The sequence below is a fragment of the Marisediminitalea aggregata genome (assembly GCF_900129565.1).
Classification (GTDB): Bacteria; Pseudomonadota; Gammaproteobacteria; order Enterobacterales; family Alteromonadaceae; genus Alteromonas; species Alteromonas aggregata.
Genome location: NZ_FQWD01000001.1, coordinates 774,577 through 793,117, shown reverse-complemented (window position 1 = coordinate 793,117; position 18,541 = coordinate 774,577). Strand labels below are relative to the sequence as shown.

Annotated in this window: 15 protein-coding genes; 12 read left to right on the top strand and 3 right to left on the bottom strand. The window is 50.9% G+C overall.

Annotated features, from left to right (window positions below):
- The first annotated feature begins 63 nt into the window (after window positions 1-63).
- The 3 genes from BUB81_RS03400 (at window position 64) to BUB81_RS03390 (ending at window position 2,958) form a co-directional block, all read left to right on the top strand.
- Window positions 64-2,199 carry a beta-galactosidase gene (locus tag BUB81_RS03400; RefSeq protein ID WP_084526180.1) on the top strand — a complete coding sequence of 712 codons (2,136 nt, stop codon included), beginning with the start codon at window positions 64-66 and terminating at the stop codon, window positions 2,197-2,199.
- A gap of 2 nt (window positions 2,200-2,201) precedes the next feature.
- Entirely contained in the window at window positions 2,202-2,516 is a 315-nt protein-coding gene (rhaM, locus tag BUB81_RS03395; protein ID WP_073318145.1) for an L-rhamnose mutarotase, read from the top strand.
- A gap of 64 nt (window positions 2,517-2,580) precedes the next feature.
- On the top strand, window positions 2,581-2,958 hold the full coding sequence (locus BUB81_RS03390) for a hypothetical protein (protein WP_073318142.1): 378 nt from the start codon (window positions 2,581-2,583) through the stop codon (window positions 2,956-2,958).
- On the opposite strand, the gene BUB81_RS03385 is transcribed toward BUB81_RS03390, so the two are convergent.
- Complete coding sequence (locus BUB81_RS03385) at window positions 2,945-3,718, bottom strand: DUF1961 family protein (protein WP_073318139.1); 774 nt, start codon at window positions 3,716-3,718, stop codon at window positions 2,945-2,947. The genes BUB81_RS03390 and BUB81_RS03385 overlap by 14 nt on opposite strands.
- Window positions 3,719-3,940: 222 nt before the next feature.
- Here BUB81_RS03385 and BUB81_RS03380 point away from each other — a divergent pair, with 222 nt between their 5' ends.
- The 8 genes from BUB81_RS03380 to BUB81_RS03345 all read left to right on the top strand — a co-directional run bounded on the left by BUB81_RS03380 (window position 3,941) and on the right by BUB81_RS03345 (window position 14,539).
- Entirely contained in the window at window positions 3,941-6,661 is a 2,721-nt protein-coding gene (locus tag BUB81_RS03380; protein ID WP_073318136.1) for an exo-rhamnogalacturonan lyase family protein, read from the top strand.
- Between the two features lie 292 nt (window positions 6,662-6,953).
- On the top strand, window positions 6,954-8,060 hold the full coding sequence (bglB, locus tag BUB81_RS03375) for a beta-galactosidase BglB (RefSeq protein WP_073318134.1): 1,107 nt from the start codon (window positions 6,954-6,956) through the stop codon (window positions 8,058-8,060).
- Between the two features lie 23 nt (window positions 8,061-8,083).
- Complete coding sequence (locus tag BUB81_RS03370) at window positions 8,084-9,580, top strand: MFS transporter (RefSeq protein WP_073318131.1); 1,497 nt, start codon at window positions 8,084-8,086, stop codon at window positions 9,578-9,580.
- 1 nt (window position 9,581) lies between these two features.
- Window positions 9,582-10,982 (top strand): oligogalacturonate lyase family protein, encoded by a 1,401-nt coding sequence (locus tag BUB81_RS03365; protein WP_217653441.1) that lies wholly within the window; start codon window positions 9,582-9,584, stop codon window positions 10,980-10,982.
- A 122-nt stretch (window positions 10,983-11,104) separates the two neighbouring features.
- Window positions 11,105-11,869 (top strand): 2-dehydro-3-deoxy-D-gluconate 5-dehydrogenase KduD, encoded by a 765-nt coding sequence (kduD, locus tag BUB81_RS03360; RefSeq protein ID WP_073318128.1) that lies wholly within the window; start codon window positions 11,105-11,107, stop codon window positions 11,867-11,869.
- A gap of 21 nt (window positions 11,870-11,890) precedes the next feature.
- Window positions 11,891-12,739, top strand: a complete 849-nt coding sequence (gene kduI, locus BUB81_RS03355; RefSeq protein WP_073318125.1) for a 5-dehydro-4-deoxy-D-glucuronate isomerase — start codon at window positions 11,891-11,893, stop codon at window positions 12,737-12,739.
- A 56-nt stretch (window positions 12,740-12,795) separates the two neighbouring features.
- Window positions 12,796-13,572, top strand: coding sequence for an IclR family transcriptional regulator (locus tag BUB81_RS03350; protein ID WP_073318121.1), 777 nt, complete (start codon window positions 12,796-12,798; stop codon window positions 13,570-13,572).
- Between the two features lie 13 nt (window positions 13,573-13,585).
- The gene (locus BUB81_RS03345) at window positions 13,586-14,539 is read left to right on the top strand and encodes a sugar kinase (protein WP_073318118.1); all 954 of its coding nucleotides are present in this window, start codon (window positions 13,586-13,588) and stop codon (window positions 14,537-14,539) included.
- A 4-nt stretch (window positions 14,540-14,543) separates the two neighbouring features.
- On the opposite strand, the gene BUB81_RS03340 is transcribed toward BUB81_RS03345, so the two are convergent.
- Complete coding sequence (locus BUB81_RS03340; protein ID WP_073318115.1) at window positions 14,544-15,047, bottom strand: WbuC family cupin fold metalloprotein; 504 nt, start codon at window positions 15,045-15,047, stop codon at window positions 14,544-14,546.
- Window positions 15,028-17,511, bottom strand: a complete 2,484-nt coding sequence (plsB, locus tag BUB81_RS03335; protein WP_073318113.1) for a glycerol-3-phosphate 1-O-acyltransferase PlsB — start codon at window positions 17,509-17,511, stop codon at window positions 15,028-15,030. Before plsB ends, BUB81_RS03340 begins: the two co-directional genes overlap by 20 nt.
- Window positions 17,512-17,901: 390 nt before the next feature.
- On the opposite strand from plsB, the gene BUB81_RS03330 reads away from it, so the two are divergent.
- Window positions 17,902-18,459 (top strand): hypothetical protein, encoded by a 558-nt coding sequence (locus BUB81_RS03330; protein ID WP_073318111.1) that lies wholly within the window; start codon window positions 17,902-17,904, stop codon window positions 18,457-18,459.
- Window positions 18,460-18,541: the final 82 nt, after the last annotated feature.

Genomic DNA, 18,541 nt, shown 5'->3' with positions numbered 1-18,541 from the left:
ACGACTACTTAGTAAGCAGGGGTGCGATGTCGGCACCCCTTTTGTTTTTGAAAGGATATCTTCATGTCATCAATTTCCCGACGAGGGCTATTTTCTTTAGCAGGTAAAAGTGCTGCGCTGGGAGCAGTCAGCCTGCCTCTTGGCAGTCTTGCCGGGCCAGTAAATGCCGCTGAGCCTGCGCCTTATTATCGTCAGAACAAACTGATTCACGGTGTCGCCTATTATCCTGAACTCTGGCCTGACGCCGATATTGACGCCGACATTGCAGAAATGCAGTCACTGGGCATTAATGTGGTGCGCATGGCCGAATTTGCCTGGTCCACCATGGAGCCTACACAAGGCAATTTTGATTTCTCGGTGTTCAAAAACGTCATGGACAAAATGCATGCCGCGGGTATTCAGGTTGTGTTGTGCACCCCAACCGCTACCCCGCCTGTCTGGCTAACTCACGGGCATCCGGAACGATGTCATAAGAACGACAAAGGGGAAATCATGAGTCATGGCGCGCGTCAGCATGCCAGCTATGAACATCCGGCCGTGCGCAAAGCCTGTTTTACCATTATTGAACGAATGTCGCGCGAATTAGGGCGTCATCCGTCGGTGATTGCCTGGCAGCTCGATAACGAAATGAAAGCGCATGTTAGTGAAGACTACAGCGATGCAGCCATTGCTAACTGGCATAAGTGGTTGAAGAAGCGGTTTAAGCATATCGACGCGTTGAATAAAGCCTGGGGCACGCATATCTGGAGTCAGTACTACACGGCGTTTGAACAAGTCCCTGCGTCAGTCACTACACCGTTTTTGCACAACGCATCGCTTATCACCGCGTACAAAATGTTCTGCCGGGAAAGCGTGGCTGACTTTATGGTGGCCCAACGTGATTCTATCCGAAAATACTCAGATTTACCCATCACTCACAACGACAATCCGGCGTTTAATATCCATCATGAGCGCTCTATGTTGGCTCAGGACTTTGCGTCTTATGATGCTTATCCTACGGCGGCACAGTGGTCTGCTCTGGCCTTTCGTTCAGACTTATACCGCGCGGCTATTCCGGGTAAACCCTTTTGGCTAATGGAAACCAGTGTCGCCCACAACGGTTGGCTGGGCAACCATCAACCCATGCACCCGGAAGGCTTCCTGGCAGCGGAAGCAAGCCTGATCTACGCGTTGGGCGGTGAAGGCTTCTGTTATTGGTTGTGGCGACAACAGCGCACCGGTGCTGAGCTGCCCCACAGTGCAGTAAAAAGTGCCTGGAATGCGCCTTCTATTGGCTACGGTGAAGTGAAAAAAGTCGCCGCTGCCAAAGATCGCCTTGAGCCTATTTTACTGGACACAACCCTGGATGCGCCGCCAATTGCCATTACCTATTCAGATCACGCCAGGGCCATGATTGAAACTGAAGGATTGGATAAACGCAGTGGTTTTCCGTCACGCTATCGAGGTGTGATTGAAATGTGGCACAAACAGGTGCTGGATTTGGGCTATCACCGCGAGGTGCGCTTTGAAAACGCTGAGTTGGACGGCCTGAAGTTATTGATAACCCCTGCTATGCCCTATGTTAGCGATAGCTTTCTGCTAAGGGCAAAGGACTTTATCGAGCAAGGCGGTGTATGGATAGCCGGACCGGTTACCGGTACGCGGGGCAAAGAACATACGGTGCCTACCGATGCTGGATTGGGCTTACTGGAAAAACTGGCCGGTGTAACCACACAGTATGTCATGCCGCTCACGGGCACCGGCGCAACAGGCGAATTGTTAGGTGTAAGCAGTGAATTAAGTGGCTGGTGTGCCGCTATGACTGCCCACGAAGGTACACAAGTAGTAGGAACCCTTACCGCAGGTCGCGGCAAAGGGCTGGCTTTTGTCACCGAGCGCAGAATTGGCAAGGGTAAGCTGGTATTGCTAGGCGCAATGCCACACGGCGACAACAAAGACGGCATGCTCAATACCCTGATTCACCATTATGCCGGCGAGGCTGGTATTTCGCGTCTTGCAGATACGCCGTCAGGCGTAGTGATTGTGCCGCGCACGAATAATCGGGGGCAAAAGATCTGGATCGTTCTGAATATGCTGGCAGACAAACGCAGCGTATCGCTACCAAAGGAGGCCATTGATGTGTTCACGGGCAAGTCACTTGGCGGAACATTGAGTTTGGACGGTTATACACAGCATGTCATTCAGGTAACAGGAGTCTGATAATGGAAAAAATCGCGTTTGTAATGCAGTTAAATCCCGGTTGTGAAGCCGAGTACGAAAAACGCCATGATGAAATTTGGCCAGAGCTGGTAGATGAGCTAAAAAAAGCGGGTATCGAAGACTATTCTATTTTCCTGCATCCAGACACATTACAGCTCTTCGCCGTACTGTGGCGCAAAGATGATCACACTATGGATGCGCTGCCCGCTACAGCGGTAATGCAAAAATGGTGGGCTTATATGGGCGACATTATGGCGCACAACCCGGATAACAGCCCGGTGGTAACACCACTCACAAAGGTTTTTCATCTCGAATAACCCTTGTATAAATAATAAACAGTATGCGCTACAATCCGGGTATAACCCATATGGAGTGTGGCGCATGAAAAGTCTGACTAACCCTTTTTCGTTTAATCCGTTTATCTGGCACTGGCCACTCAGTGGCGATGTAAAAGACATCTCTCCAACAACGACCTGGTTTTCCCCGCAATACGAAATTAACCTGGCTGGCGACTCTGCAATTGAGAAAGCCGTGGTTACCCAGGTGGCCAGCTATGGCAGGCAACTGGGTAAGATCACACAGGCGGTACTGGAGCTGGCCGACGGTGAGTCGGGCGACGCGATTGCATCATTGCGTAAAATGGCTGACGACATCAATGCCATCAAGCAGCACACCCTGGCCGAGAAAATTGAAGCTGACTTGATGCGATTAAAGCAGCAGGACAACGCCGCTTACGAGGCGCTGCTTAAGCGTCTGTAAGCGTCCAGATGCGGAGTGACCGATACTGAAAGTCAGTCCATTTCATTTGCCTGAATCCAAGCCAGCCGTTGGTTAAGGCGGGGCCGGTATCAACCCCGTCAACAACCGGTTGATTGTCTGTGTAATCGATTACCAGGCGGTCATCAACGTACAGCTGAATATGGGCCTGACGCTTAATCAAACGAATCTGATGTACTTTCGTTGAGTCGGTTGGGATCCCTACCTGCCCCTGCTGTAGCAGGCTAAACGTATTGTTTTTACGCAGGTTAGCATGTCCCCTATCCGGGTTGTGCGCCGCATTGGCGTAATAGGAAATGTGGTAGCTGCGTATAGCGCCCTCGGTGTACTGGGTAAACGTCCCATCTCTGGCAGGCAAAGCCGGGTCGAAGATGTTTTCCCCGTTCTCTCCTTTTGCCGCAAAGAACACAATCACCAGCCCGGCTTCGTCATTGAGTGACTGTGCCTGCCACTCGGCAACAAAGCTGTCTGGTAGTTGCACTGGCGCCCAAAAAACGTGATGCATGGCCTGATCAGGCGAATACATACGCATCCAGCCATCACTAAACGTAACTTCACCCGGCCCTTCCATTATCCAGTCGGCAACGGCCTCAGGTGCATTCATTGGGTTGTGATATATCAACCTGCCTTTGTGCGGATTGTTCTCAGTGCTGGCCATTGCATTGGTCGACGCAGACTGACAACCAGCCAGGCTACCGATTAATAAAAATGCAGAAAATAGACGGCTAATAGGTTGTCGCATTTGGAATATCCCGTTGTTGTTTTTGGGCACTGTGAGCCAGTTTCATATCTGAATCAATCAAACCAATTTATTCATCGCAAAATACCGTTGTTTGATTCTTTTATGGTACAAATTAATCATAAATTAACAAATATTTAAAAAGTCGCTCAACTTCATTCATAGTGTCAATCACAGAATGACGATTTAAGTCGATAACCAAGAACAAGCAGTTGGAGAACAAATATGGATAGACGTGCCTTTTTGAAGCAAAGCGGTATTGCTGCGTCTTTGCCGTTGGCGTTATCGGCCACAGGGTGTGCGGTAACCTCTGTAAATGACATGCCACTGCCAACAGTTAAGCGTATACCTGGCACACTGAGTTGGGTAGACGGCAACGCGCCGGATTATCAAGGCGGTGCCACCTGGGGTCATCCCTGGGCAGAAGGTGAATTGAAAAAGGGCGAACCTTTAACGCTAATTAGCGAACAGGGGACTCCCATTCCGCTGCAGAGCTGGCCGACGGCATATTGGCCGGATGGCAGTATTAAGTGGACGGCCCACGCTATACCCGCTGGCAGTCAGCCAGGGGAACAGTTCAAAATTATTAAAGGCAAGCCGGCTAGCCCAAAAGCCGCAGTGAGTGTTGTAGAGCAGGCTGGTAACGTCGTGGTGAATACCGGTGTGATTAGCCTGCACATCGCCAAATCCGGCCAGGACATCATTAGCGAGATGCACCGCAATGGCAGCGTCATAGGCCGGTCTGCCCGACTGGTTGGCCTGGTACAGGACGCACCGGAAAATACACCGGAATCACCAGCCAGTGTAACGGCGTTTACGTCTTCTGTTGATGCCGTCACGATTGAACAGCAAGGCCCAGTGCGCTCAGTCATTAAAATCGAAGGTAAGCAAACTACCGAGTCAGGCCGAAGCTGGTTGCCGTTTACGTTACGTATTTATGCATATGCCGGCGCGGAAACCGTAAAAATCAGCCACACGTTTATTTACGATGGCGATGATCAGAAAGACTTTATTCGCGGCCTGGGCCTGCGTTTTAACGTGGTACAGCGCGATGAATTGTATAACCGCCACATTCGTTTTGTGGGTCAGAATGATGGCTTGTGGGGCGAAGGTGTAAAAGGCATCACTGGTCTGCGTCGTGATCCGGGGCAATCAGTACGCGATGCGCAAATTGCGGGTGTAGCTACCCCGCCGCTCAGCGAATGGGATGAACGGGTTAGCAGTCGAATGCACTACATTCCGGTGTGGAACGACTTTACGCTCTCGCAACTGTCGGCCAATGGTTTTGCCATTCGTAAACGCACTAAACCTGGTCATGCCTGGATTGATTCCGATCAGGGGCAACGTGCCAATGGCACAACTTATATTGGCGGTACCTCTGGTGGCGTATTATTTGGTATGCGAGATTTTTGGCAGCTTCACCCGGTACAGGTGGATGTGCGTAACGCGGGCTCCGACCTGGCTGAAGCGACCCTGTGGTTCTGGTCGCCGGAAGCCCCTGCAATGGATGTGCGTTTCTACCACGATGGCATGGGCCAGGATACTTACGACAAGCAGCTTGATGCCCTGAACATTATTTATGAAGACTATGAGCCGGGTTTTGGTTCGGCTTACGGGGTAGCGCGCACAACTGACTTCACGCTTGGCATCATGGATAGTACGCCTTCTCGCGAGCAAACCGTTGCCATGGCAAGGTATATCAGCCAGGCGCCTCAGGTGGTTGCGGCGCCGCAAGATTACCTGAATGCCGGTGTGTTTGGCGGCCTTTGGACCCTACCCGACCGCTCGTCACCAGCGAAAGCAGCCATTGAAGACCGCTTGGATTTTCAGGTGAAGTATTATTGCTCGCAGGTTGACCAACGTCATTGGTACGGCTTCTGGAATTTCGGCGATGTCATGCACACTTACGATACTGACCGTCACGTGTGGCGCTATGACATAGGGGGTTATGCCTGGGACAACTCCGAGCTATCGCCTGATTTATGGCTGTGGTATTCGTTCTTGCGTACCGGCGACCCAACCACCTTCCACCTGGCAGAAAATATGACCCGTCACAATCGTGACGTGGATATTTATCACGCGGGGGAATTCAAAGGGTTAGGGACACGCCACAACGTACAGCATTGGGGTTGTAGCGCCAAACAGTTGCGTATTAGTACCGCTGCATACCGCCGCTTCCACTACTACATTACCGGTGATGATCGCACCGGGGATGTGTTAAATGAAGTCATTAATGCAGACAAGGCGCTGGGCGTATTAAATCCTACCCGTAAGGTAGCCCGGGAAAATCCTATGCCGGGTATGGCCAAGATTGGTGTGGGTACCGACTGGGGATCAACGGCAGCAAACTGGCTGACAGCCTGGGAGCGCACCGGTGATACGCAGTATCGCGATCGTCTGGTGGCCGCTATGAAGGAAATCGGTGAACACCCGCTAGGCTTCTTTGCCGGGGCTTTTGGCTATGATGTCGATGCGCAAAAACTGCTGTCCTACGACCTGGATAAACCGTCTATATCGCACTTGAGCTCGGTATTCGGACTCATGGAAATAAACACTGAACTCAATCAGCTCATTGATATGCCTGCTTACAAACAAGCCTGGATGGAGTATGGCCGTTTGTACAACGCCGATGCGCAAACTCAGGAAGCAGAGTTGGGCATGTCCAAGCGACCTAACCTCAAAGCGGCGCATTCCCGCTTGACGGCTTACACCGCGTACCATTCTGGGGATAAGCAACTCGCGAAGCGCGCCTGGAAAGAGTTTGACGCCAAGCAGGAGTTTGCAGGAAAAACGGGTATTTCCAGCCGCTTGCAAACAGCTCACGTAAAAGGGCCGGATGTACTCAATCCCATCGATGAGGCGCCATGGATTTCTACCAATGATGCATCACAATGGGGGCTGGCTGCCATTCAGAACTTAGCCCTGGTTGGCGATGCACTGGACTAGCGTTGTGCCCGCTGCAGGCGCTGTTCTGCACGAACAGTTAGCCTGTGGCTTCCCTGCGTTTTGCAGGGCTTACGCAGTCACTACGTTTATCGAAAAGTTCAATCACGAAAAAGAATTTCGCATATGAAACAAAAACGTTAAACGACGTTAACAATATGTGAATTCGTGTAGAGTTAACTTATTGAAACAGATTCACCCTATTTGAAACTTTTAGGTGACGTGTCGCGTGTTCTCTCTTTTTCCGACACTGACCCTGATACGCATTAACACTTTGTAAGGTAAAGGATTCAACATGCCAGCAACAGCCCACGATATTGCCTACGCAACGGTTCGTCAAAGCATAGATAAACTCATCGACAACCTGGTAAATATTACCGATGAAACCGGTGAATTTCTGTTAAAACTGGAAGACGGTCGGGTTATCGATACCAAAGGCTGGAACGACTGGGAATGGACCCATGGCGTTGGTTTATACGGCCTTTTAAAGTACTGGGATATCACCGGTGACGACAAGGCCCGCGAGATCATTGAAGAATGGTTCAAGAACCGTTTCGCAGAAGGTACTCCAACCAAAAATGTGAACACCATGTCGCCGTTTTTAACCCTGGCTTACATGCAGGAACGCAGCGGTAACCGCAGCTATTTGCCGTACCTTGACGTGTGGGCTGAGTGGATCATGGACGGTATTCCGCGTACCGAAGAAAACGGTATTCAACATATCGTGTTCAACTCTGAAAATTATCAGCAAATGTGGGATGACACGCTAATGATGAGCGTGCTGCCGCTGGCCAAAATTGGCTTGTTGTTAGACCGCCCTCACTATGTTGAAGAAGCTAAACGCCAGTTCATGCTGCACATCAAATATCTGGCCGATCGCAAAACGGGCCTGTGGTTCCATGGCTGGACCTTTGATGGCCGCCATAACTTCGCCGACGCTTTGTGGGCGCGAGGTAACTGCTGGGTCACTATCGCTATCCCTGAATTTATTGAATTGCTGGATCTGCCAGAGACAGACGGTCTGCGTATGTTCCTGATTGAAACGCTGGAAGCCCAGGTTAAAGCGCTGGTGGAAACACAACACGAGGGCGGCCTTTGGCACACATTGCTGGACGACCCGGACTCGTATCTGGAGGCGTCAGCGGCAGCCGGTTTTGCCTACGGCATTTTGAAAGCGGTTCGCAAGGGCTACATTAGCGACGAGTACGCCCCATGTGCCATAAAAGCCATTAAAGCGGTATTGGAAAACATCGACGAAACCGGTGAATTACAGCAGGTGTCATTTGGTACTCCGGTGTTTGATGATCTGCAGGGTTACCGCGATATTCCGCTGACTTCCATGCCGTATGGCCAGTCCATGGCGATCCTCGCCCTGGTTGAATTTATGAACGCCTACATTTAAAGACCGATCAGGGAGGAGCAGTCATGACCCGACGTCAGCTTAAACCGGTAAACTACGTAGCCTATGGCCTGAATGATATTTTGGGCGCCGGCTCAATGGCCGTGATCAGTGGGTGGATTTTATTTTTCTACACCACGTTTTGTGGCTTGTCAGCCGTACAGGCCGCGTCGATTTTTGCCATTGCTCGAATTTTAGATGCCGTTGCCAGCCCGTTGATTGGCCATATCTCAGATGGTCTGGGCAGCACTAAAATCGGTCGTAAATTTGGACGTCGCCGGGTCTTTTTGATTGGCTCCATTCCCCTGTTGCCCAGCTTTGCCCTGATGTGGGTAAGTGGGCAGGAATATTGGTATTACCTGGTCACCTACGTGTTCTTTGAACTGGTGTATGCGTCGGTAATTATCCCTTATGAAACCCTTGCGGCTGAAATGACCGATGACTACAAGCAAAAAGCCAAACTGGCGGGTGCGCGTATTCTTACCGGTCAAATCTCTGCGATTTTTGCCGGTATCCTGCCAAGCTGGATTGTCACGGTAGTGGGCGGTAAAGAGTCTGCTGAAACTTTCCTGATCATGGGTTCTATTTTCTCTGCTGTGTTTATGCTGGTGGTCTTCACCGTGTGGTTCTTCACCTGGGAACGCGATATTAGCGAACTCAGTGAAGAAGAGGTCAAACGCGACGACAACTGGTCAGTGGCAGGCACACTAAAAACCCTGTTTAAAAATCTGTCCTCTACGCTGCGTATTCGCGCTTTCCGACTGCATTTAGGCATGTATCTGGGAGGGTATATCAGCCAGGACGTGTTTAACGCTGTCTTCACTTACTTTGTTGTCTTCGCCATTGGTGGTTCGGTTGTGATTGCGTCTGAGATGATGGCGATCACCTATATCGCCCAGTTAGTTGCTGTTGCCGCTGCTATTCCTCTGGTGATGCGCTTTGGCCCGGCATCTATGTATCGCATTGCAATTTTGCTGTATATCGCCGGTATTATCGCGCTACTCACCTTGTACCTGACCACAGAAAGCTTCAGTGCACTGTGGCTGGCTGTCGGGGTCATTGTGGCCGGACTGGGTCGTGGCGCACTTAACTATATTCCCTGGAATACCTATAACTACATGGCCGATGTCGACCAAATCGTAACTGCGCGTCGTCGTGAAGGTAGCTTCGCCGGTGTAATGACCTTTATTCGTAAGGCCACACAAGCGGTTGCGGTTATGTCTGTGGGTATCATTCTGGAGGCCGGAGGCTTTGTTTCAGGGGCAGATGTACAGGACCCGCAGGCTATCACCACCATTATGGTCATGTTGGTAGCAGGTCCGCTGGTAGTGCTGCTATTCGGATTCTACGTGTCGACCAAGTTTAAGCTGAACAAAGAAACTCATGAAGTACTGATGACCGAGATTGAACGCTTTAAGTGTGGTCAGGAAACACCGCCAACGGCTGAACACAAAGCCATTGTTGAAGATCTCTCAGGTTGGTCTTACGACCAGCTGTGGGGCAAAAACCCGGTGGGCCGTTAAGATGAAGCCAGCACGTATGAAGTATTCCTGGTTAGCTGCGCTGGTAGCAGGAGTTGCACTGGCAGGTTGCCAGCCAGCGGCTGAAACGACTGTCGCTTCCACGGTTACCGCGGAAAAAGCCACACTGGAAGGCGAAACGACGCCTATTCCCAAAGACTGGGTTGACCCTGATACCGGGCACCGCATTGTGCGCCTGTCAGAAGAGCCGGGCTCTCGTTCGCTGTATTTTCACCAGAACGCCTATACGGCGGAAGGCGATAAAATGGTGATCTCGGTAGACAACCCTCGCGGTGTGGCCGTGGTGGATTTAACCGACCTGTCAGTAAAGCGTATTTATGAGCACCCGGATGCAGGCATTCTGTTTGTAGGTAAACGAACCCGCAGTGTCTACCTGACCCAAATTGCCCGTCAAAACGGCGAAGTGGTGCACCCTAAAAATGAGTTACAGACGCCAACGCAGTTGTTGCGCGTGAGTCTGGATACCGGCGAAGTCACTGAGTTGGGGGCCATTCCAAAAGGCAAAATTCACTCTATCAATAGTGATGAAACACTACTGATTGGGGCATTTGCAGAACACGCCTACAACATGGAGGCGGGCCCACGCGACAGCCGTTTTGAAGCCCGCTACGAAGCCGTAGGCCCTGATGGTAAGCCGCTGACCTTTGCTGAGGCAAAAGAAGTGCGTATCAACGAGCGCCTGGAAGCCCGTATTCCCATGGAAATGTTTACCTTTAACATTGAAACCGGTGAGCAGAAAACCATTCACAAAGCCACAGACTGGCTGAATCATATTCAGTTTTCGCCCAATGACCCGGAACAAATCATGTATTGCCATGAAGGGCCCTGGCACAAAGTTGATCGCATCTGGACTATTCGCGCAGATGGTACGGGTCAGCAAAAAGTCCATCACCGCAGCATGAATATGGAAATTGCCGGGCACGAGTTCTTTGATGCCAGCGGCGAGCGTATTTTTTATGACTTACAAACGCCTCGCGGTGAAGTGTTCTGGCTGGCGAGTTACGACCTAAAAACCGGTGAGCGCGTATGGCGTCATATGCCCCGCGATTATTGGTCGGTGCACTTCAATATTTCACCAGACGGCAGCGTATTTGCCGGTGACGGTGGCGATCATGAAATGGTCGCCCGCGCTGAAGACGGTAAGTGGATTTACCTGTTTCGCGATGAACCTATCAACGATGTTGCGGGCATTAGTGCGCCCAATGCCGCGGAGTTAATTAAGCCTGCGGTGTTAAAAGCAGAGCGCTTGGTGAATATGCAGCAGCACGATTATCGATTAGAGCCCAATGTCACCTTTACGCCAGATGGAAAATGGGTGGTATTCCGTTCGAATATGCATGGGCCGGTACACGTGTACGCGGTAGAAGTTGGCGTGGCAAATTAAGTTTCACATTTGAACATTATTGCCGGTTTTGGCGTGTTCAATAGCGGTTTTCTTGCTTCACATTTGGAGCAGCGACCACACTATCACCACTCACAATACGGTAAAGAAAGGAGTGTGCATCAATGAGTAAGCCAGACTTTGGTTTAGTCGACAAGGTAGCCCTGGTAACAGGAGCCAGCCGAGGTATTGGACAAGCATTAGCGATGGGACTGGCAGCCGCCGGTGCCAAAGTAGTATGTGCAGCCAGCCGTGTTGGAGGGTGTCAGGAAACAGTGAGTAAGATTGAGCAGGCAGGTGGCACTGCAACCGAGTTGGCGGCTGATTTGTCAGACGCCAGTGCAGTGGTTGCCCTGGCTGAACAGGCACAAGCGGCCTTTGGTGAGATTGATATTTTGGTAAACAATGGCGGCACAATATACCGTAGCCCGGCCGTAGAGTATCCGCTGGAAGCCTGGCAAAACGTATTACAGGTAAACCTGGATGCGACCTTCATTTTATGCCAGCAAATTGGCAAATCCATGGTCGCGCGCCAGCAAGGAAAGATCATCAATATTGCGTCTATGCTGAGTTACAGCGGCGGTATTACCGTACCGGCTTACACAGCCAGTAAACACGCAGTAGCAGGACTCACCAAGGCGTTGGCGAATGAGTGGGGACAGCACAATGTGCAGGTCAACGCGATTGCGCCTGGCTATATCCGAACCGACAACACCCAGGCCCTGCAGGACGATCCTGAGCGTAGCACGGAGATTCTGAAGCGAATCCCGGCCGCACGTTGGGGAGAGACTGCGGATTTGCAAGGGGCTGCTGTATTCCTGGCAAGCAGTGCAAGTAATTACATCAATGGCCATATTCTCGCCGTAGACGGCGGATTCCTGGCCCGATAAACCATTTGAGGAACCGACATTATGTCAAACAAAACTGAGTACGAAGTCAGGTATGCAGTAGGACAGCGTGAAGTAAAAGGCTATGACACCACTGAACTACGCGATACCTTTCTGGCCGACAAACTCATGCAGCCAGGTAAAGTGTATTGGATCTACAGTCACTATGAGCGTTTTATGGTAGGCAGTGCCGTACCTACAGACAGCCCGCTGGCGCTGGAAACACTGGATGCATTGAAAGCTGAACATTTCCTGGATCGTCGCGAGCTGGGTATCATTAACGTGGGTGGCGACGGCACCGTGGTAGCCGATGGCGAAGAGTTTGCGTTAGCTGCTGAAGAAGCCTTGTACCTGGCAAAAGGCAATAAGTCAGTCACGTTTTACTCCAATGACCCGGCTAAGCCTGCGAAGTTCTACCTGAACTCGGCACCGGCACATCATGCCTTTACCAATAAAAAGATTGGTCGTGAAGACGCTAAGGTCCTTCACTTAGGCAGTCAGGAAACCTCTAACGAGCGTGATATAAACCAGCTGATGATCAACACCGTGGTTGAAACCTGTCAGCTGCAAATGGGCCTGACCCGTCTGAATCCGGGCAGTGTGTGGAACACCATGCCGGCTCACCAGCACGATCGTCGCAATGAAGTATACTTTTACTTTGACTTAGATGACGGTCAGGCGGTGTGTCACTTTATGGGTGAGCCTCAAGAGACCCGTCATATTTTTGTACAAAACGAACAGGCTGTGCTGTCTCCACCGTGGTCAATCCACTGTGGTGTAGGCACGTCGAACTACGCATTTATTTGGGGAATGGCTGGGGAAAACCTGGACTATGGCGACATGGATAGCTTCCCGCCGAATGAATTGCGATAGTGAAACTGTTAAAAATATAATACAATATTAACAATTGTGTAACCCTGGAAGTGATTATGGAACGTTACCTGATACCGAGTGTTAACCATGCCTGTCAGATTTTCCGCTTGCTGGCCAACAGCGAAAACGGAATGACAATGCATGACCTGGAAGTGGCACTGGATTTACCGCGTACAACGCTTTTCAGGCTATTGCGAACCCTGTGTAACGAGCAAATGCTGGAAAAGCGTGGAAAGCGTTACTACTGTGGTACCGACCTCATGAAACTGGGGTTACACATTATTAATTCTGATCGTATGCACCAGCTTGCGATCCCTCACATTCAGCGCCTGGCGTTGAAAAGTGGCCATACTGCTCACCTCGCTGTACCCAACAATGGCAGTATTTTAATTGTAGAAGTCGTCGACAGCCCTAATCCCCTGATGGTGTCAAAGCGGCCAGGCGTGCAGGCACAACTGCACTGCTCCGCCGGCGGTAAAGTGTTCCTGGCTTTCCTGTATTACGACAATCTTGAATTGTTATTGCAGGAACACCCAATGGAAAAACACACTGAATACACCATTACCGACATTGATGATTTACGCGAAGAACTCAAGCGGGTTGAAGCGCTTGGGTACGCGGTAGACGAACGCGAATACAATAAAGATGTGCGTTGTCTTGCTGTGCCGGTTCGCGACAATCGCGGTGTGGTGGTGGCGTCCGTGGGAGTAACTGCGCCCGCAGTGACCTTCCCTAAATCACAAATTCCGGTGGTTGCTGAGTTTGCGAAAGAGGCTGCTCGCGGCATTTATCGCGATACCTATCAGCTCAAAGAAAGTCGACTGAAAGCCTAAGCGGAAACCCGTTATGCCAAGTTGTTTAATCATTGGTGAGTGCATGGTAGAGCTCTCGCCACTGGATGCGAATACCCTGAATAAACGCTTTGCCGGTGATACCTTTAATACCGCGGTGTATTTGAAGCGTAATCTGCCCGACTGTGTGGTGACCTATGTCACTGCGGTGGGTGCCGATGCCTTGAGTCAGCAAATGCTCGATGTCATGCAACTGGAAGGACTGGATACCCGCTATGTGGCAAAGAGTCAGACGCATACGGTTGGTATGTATCTGGTGACTACCGATGCCAGTGGCGAACGCAGCTTTGCTTACTGGCGCAATAATTCTGCAGCCCGTAACGTGATGGCGTTGGTGACGCTGCCGGAAACCTGTTTTGATGTAGTGTATGTATCGGGGATCACGGTTGCGATTCTGGATGTGCCGCAACGCGAGCAATTGTTAAGGGCGTTAGCGAGCTATCGGGAACGTGGGGCGACTATCGTGTTTGACCCAAATTACCGCCCGTTATTGTGGTCATCGATACAGGAAGCAAGGGACTGGACTACGCGGTTTTACGCTGCCTGTGACATTGCGTTCCCCGGGGGTGACGACCATGCAGCACTCTACTTGCACAAAGACGAAGGCGCGATTGTTGGTTTTCTGCAGTCAATGAATATAGGCGAAATTGTACTGAAGCGCGGCGCCGACAATGTTGAGATTTACCGCAATAACGAGCACGTCAGTGTAGCAGTCACGCCGGTGCAGACCGTGGTAGATACCACCTCAGCAGGTGATGCGTTTATTGGTGGGTATCTGGCGGCAAAGCTGGCGGGTTTCACGAGTGCCGATGCGGCTGCAATGGGCGCTGAAGTGGCCGGTGTGGTAATCGGCGCAAAGGGCGCCATTGTGCCGGCCGACTATTATCAATCCCGTCTGGCAAACCGCACTCACCGCAATGCGCTGGGGGAAGTGTTACCTGTAGAGTAACCGTTCAGGCTTGCTGAGCGAGAGTAGACATACGCTCTCCCGGGCGCAATAGCTTAAGCTCAGCTAAAAACGCAGGTACCTCGTTGGTGTTTTCTGCCGGTGCCCATTGAGCAAAATCCTTATCATCACTGATTTCGTATGGGCCTTGCTTCACTTCTACGAACGTTACTGGCGCATGACACACTGTGGCGTGCCAGGTATTCGGTGGAATTTCGACGCCGAAACAATCGCTATTCGGGCTCAACGCTATACGTTCAGTGAGTTCGCCCTGCTCATCAAAAAATAGCAGCTCTAACATGCCGTCGATTACCAGAAAGAATTCCCATTTGGTTGGCTGGCTGTGACGGTGCGGGCGCACATAGGAGTCTGGCAGCATACTGACAAACAGTCTCTGAACAGGTTGTTGGTAATCAGAATGAATATTCTTGTGTGCTCGGCGGCGCGGGCTGGCTTCTGCCTGGGCCCGCATTTCGGCGATCATTTCCTGATCAAAGCGCTGAACTGTCATTGTCTGCCTCCTTGGCATCGGCGTGCAAAATGTCCTTCTCTAAATGCTGAGCAATCTCTGGCCACACTAACGCAATAATATCGCGTCGCAGTGCCGATGCTTCTTCCGAATACTTCAGGCTACCGCCGTCGCCACTGTCCAGCCAGTGATTGTCGCGTAGTGCGCTAATGAAGCTCGACAGTACGTTTTTGTCGTAAAATTCCGGTGAGTGCATGCCATAGAGTTTAGACAAGCGCTCAGCCACCGTTTTGCTTTCGCGTTCCAGTTCGCCCCGGCTAATGACCTTTTCGCGTTTAAGTAGTGTGAGCACCACCGCATAACGCTGGAAAGTTTCCTGCATGCAGCGGCTTAACAACCAGCTTGAATGGAAATGATCGCTGTTGGCATCGGGTGGCGTTAAATAGCGACCGCCTTGCACCAGCATACCGGACTGTTTAAACGCATCAATGAGTGTTGAAGTGTAAGCCAGGGCTTCGTCTTGCGAGAAATGCAGAAACAGCTCGCGCTGCAGCAATGGGTAAAGCGCAGCCATTAATTGAAGAATAGCTGTTCTTTCCATTTTTTGGTTCGCGAAGACGGCGGTCATGATCACGCCGGGTAGTGCAAACAAATGAATAATGTTGTTGCGGTAGTAAGTCAGGTATACCGCGTTACCCGGCTGGGGACCAATTAGCGTGCCATAGCTGTCTTCAGTGACCTGCAAACGGTCGAGTTTTAAGGTATTGGCGAGCAGGGCTGTAGCGTCTTCTTCCGGCAAGGTTGCATCGCTGCTGTACGGTGCGTTGGCTAACAGCGTCAGGTAGTCCCGCATGGCTTGTTCCAGCTCTTGTTTGCTCATAGTCTGGGTTTTTGAGGCCAGTAAGCATAGCGCAGTCAGTGTCATTCCGTTAATCGCCGCAGCGCTGTTGATCCGGGTCATTAATTCTGATGCTAAACCATTCACGGTTGGGGTTAACCAGGCTGGCTTTTTGTCCGGGTTATCCAGCTGGCTTTTACGCCATTCCGGGGCCTGGGAATCCAGAAACTGAGTCAGGCTCAGGGGCTCCCCAAAGTTCACAAAGCCGTGGCCGTAGTTTTTCAGCTTACGGATGGCTGAAAACACCTGCAGGTTGGACTCTTTCTTCTTAGAGCTACCCTTTAATTCATTCAGATAACTCTTCACCTCCATGACGTTTTCGTAGCCGATATACACAGGTACCAGACTAACCGGGCGATTTACGCCTTTTACCGCGGCCTGAATGGTCATGGCCAGCATGCCGGTTTTAGGCGGGATCAACCGACCCGTTCGGCTACGACCGCCTTCCGGGTAGTATTTCACGGCATAGCCTTTTTTAAACAGCAACTCCAAATATTCACGGAAGACGGCTGTGTAGAGTTTGTTGCCGGCAAAGCTGCGTCGTAAAAAGAATGCGCCGCCGCGACGGAAAATCCCGCCAACCGGCCAGAAGTTCAGGTTGATACCTGCCGCAATGTGCGGTGTCACCAACCCTTCGTGATAAATCACGTAAGTCAGTAGCAAATAATCCATGTGGCTGCGGTGACACGGCACGTAAATGATTTCGTGGCCATTATTCGCTAGCTCCCGAATACGATTGGCGTGGCCGACGTTAATCCCGTTGTATATCTTATTCCAGATACGGGTGAGCAGGCGGTCACCAAAACGAATTAAGCCTTCTCGGTAATCCGCGGCAATTTCCTGTACGTAGCCACTGGCCAGTGACTTTGATTGGTCGGCAGACAGGTTTTTACCGCGACACTCTTCAGCCATCGCTCGCTTAACGCTTTCTGAACCCAGTATGGCGTTGTTCAGCTGCTGACGGTCCAGCAGGGTCGGCCCGGTCATCGACTGTCGCTTGCGTTGGAAATGCGTGCTGGCGACGCGAACCAGTTTGTGGGCGACGGATTCGTCACTGCCATGCTGATTCGCCATAACACGAGAGGACACGGCTTTGCTGTAGCTGATAAAGTTGTCGCGACCCAAAAACAGTACGATGAAGAACTTTCTGAACCAGCTCGGGGCAGCGACATGCGTGATCAGGTCGGCAAAGCCCGGTTTGCCTTTGTCTGGCGCACGGCCCCAGGACACAAACACTGGCACTACCTGAACGTCTATCTCGTCGTGTTCCCGGTGTATATGAAACAATTCAGCAAACACATGCTCGATGTCCGTTTCTTTGGCGTGCTTGCGGAACAAAGGATCGGTGCGGCGCAAAAATAAACTGGCGGGGTAGTCCTTGCCAGCAAGCGTGACTTGCCCCATTGGATTGGGCAGCCCTAATTTTTCCGCCGACATTTGCAGCGCCAACTGATCGGTAATGGAATTCGTTGGCAGTAAGTAAATGATTGGCCGTGATTTGTCTATGCCCAGCTCCGCTTCAACATTGGCGGGGGTACTTTTTGTGCTAACCAGCCATTTTACCGGTAAGCGAAACACGTTAAGCAAAGCCTGACGCATCCAAGACATGAACAATTAATCCTGTGCAATAAAAAACCGAATTATTGTATCACGAATTCATTCGGCAATGCGCCACCGGTTCGCTTACCGGTCAGGCGGGCATTTGAACTGTAAGCCCTGTGCTCAACAGGCAGCTGGATCACCACGTGGGCAGAGTGCAGTGAAGAACGGGTTGATGGATTTTTGAACTAATTTATTGATTTATTTGACTATGATGAAGGGGCTCGATAACAATGACGCCTTGCTTTAAGTGGTCCGCCCACTAAGGGCAGCGTGTTAACAGGCGCCAGTTTGACTAACAAGGAGGTGTATCCAGAAGACGTTAATTTCAATTTTCTCGGAGCAGGACTGCCCGATATGCTTAATTTTTGGATTTAAAAAAGTAGTAATGGACCAACAATGAAAAAATATATCCCACTCTTACTCTGCGCAATCAGCTTCCATACAATGGCCCTCGGCGGGTTTGAGTCATTGACAGAAACCCAACAGAACGTCACTAAGTCAATTGTAAATCAGCTGGGTGTGGACGACCCGGATAACACCATCAAAAAAGAAATTTACGACACGTCTTCCTGGGCGTTTGATGGCCAGTGGGGCTCTTACTGGACAGGTTTGAATGAGCTGGCTTCTTCGAAGTACAAAGATGGCAAAGAGAAAGGCGTCATTGAGATCTCGTTGAACAATGCGAAAAGCGGCACTATTTTTCTGACCTACGTCTATAAACCAGAGGCGCGCCAAATTGTGATCTTCCAAAAGCAGATCCGCCATGGCAGCAAAAAGCTTCTGTTAGATGAGTTTGCCAAACGCAAGGCAGACAAAGAAAAATATGAATTGCGTCACGAGGAAGACAACTACGGTTTGCTACAGGAAACAGGCAAGGTAGAGTTTGAGTTTTACCATGTCTCAGGTGATACAGGGTCACTGGTGTATTCAAACCAGCGAATCATCAACTTGTAAAGCGATTCAAACAAGTGGGTGCGGGTTGTGTGAGCCGGCACCGCTTATCTTTCTTTACTAAAAGCTAACTTTAGCGATGAAG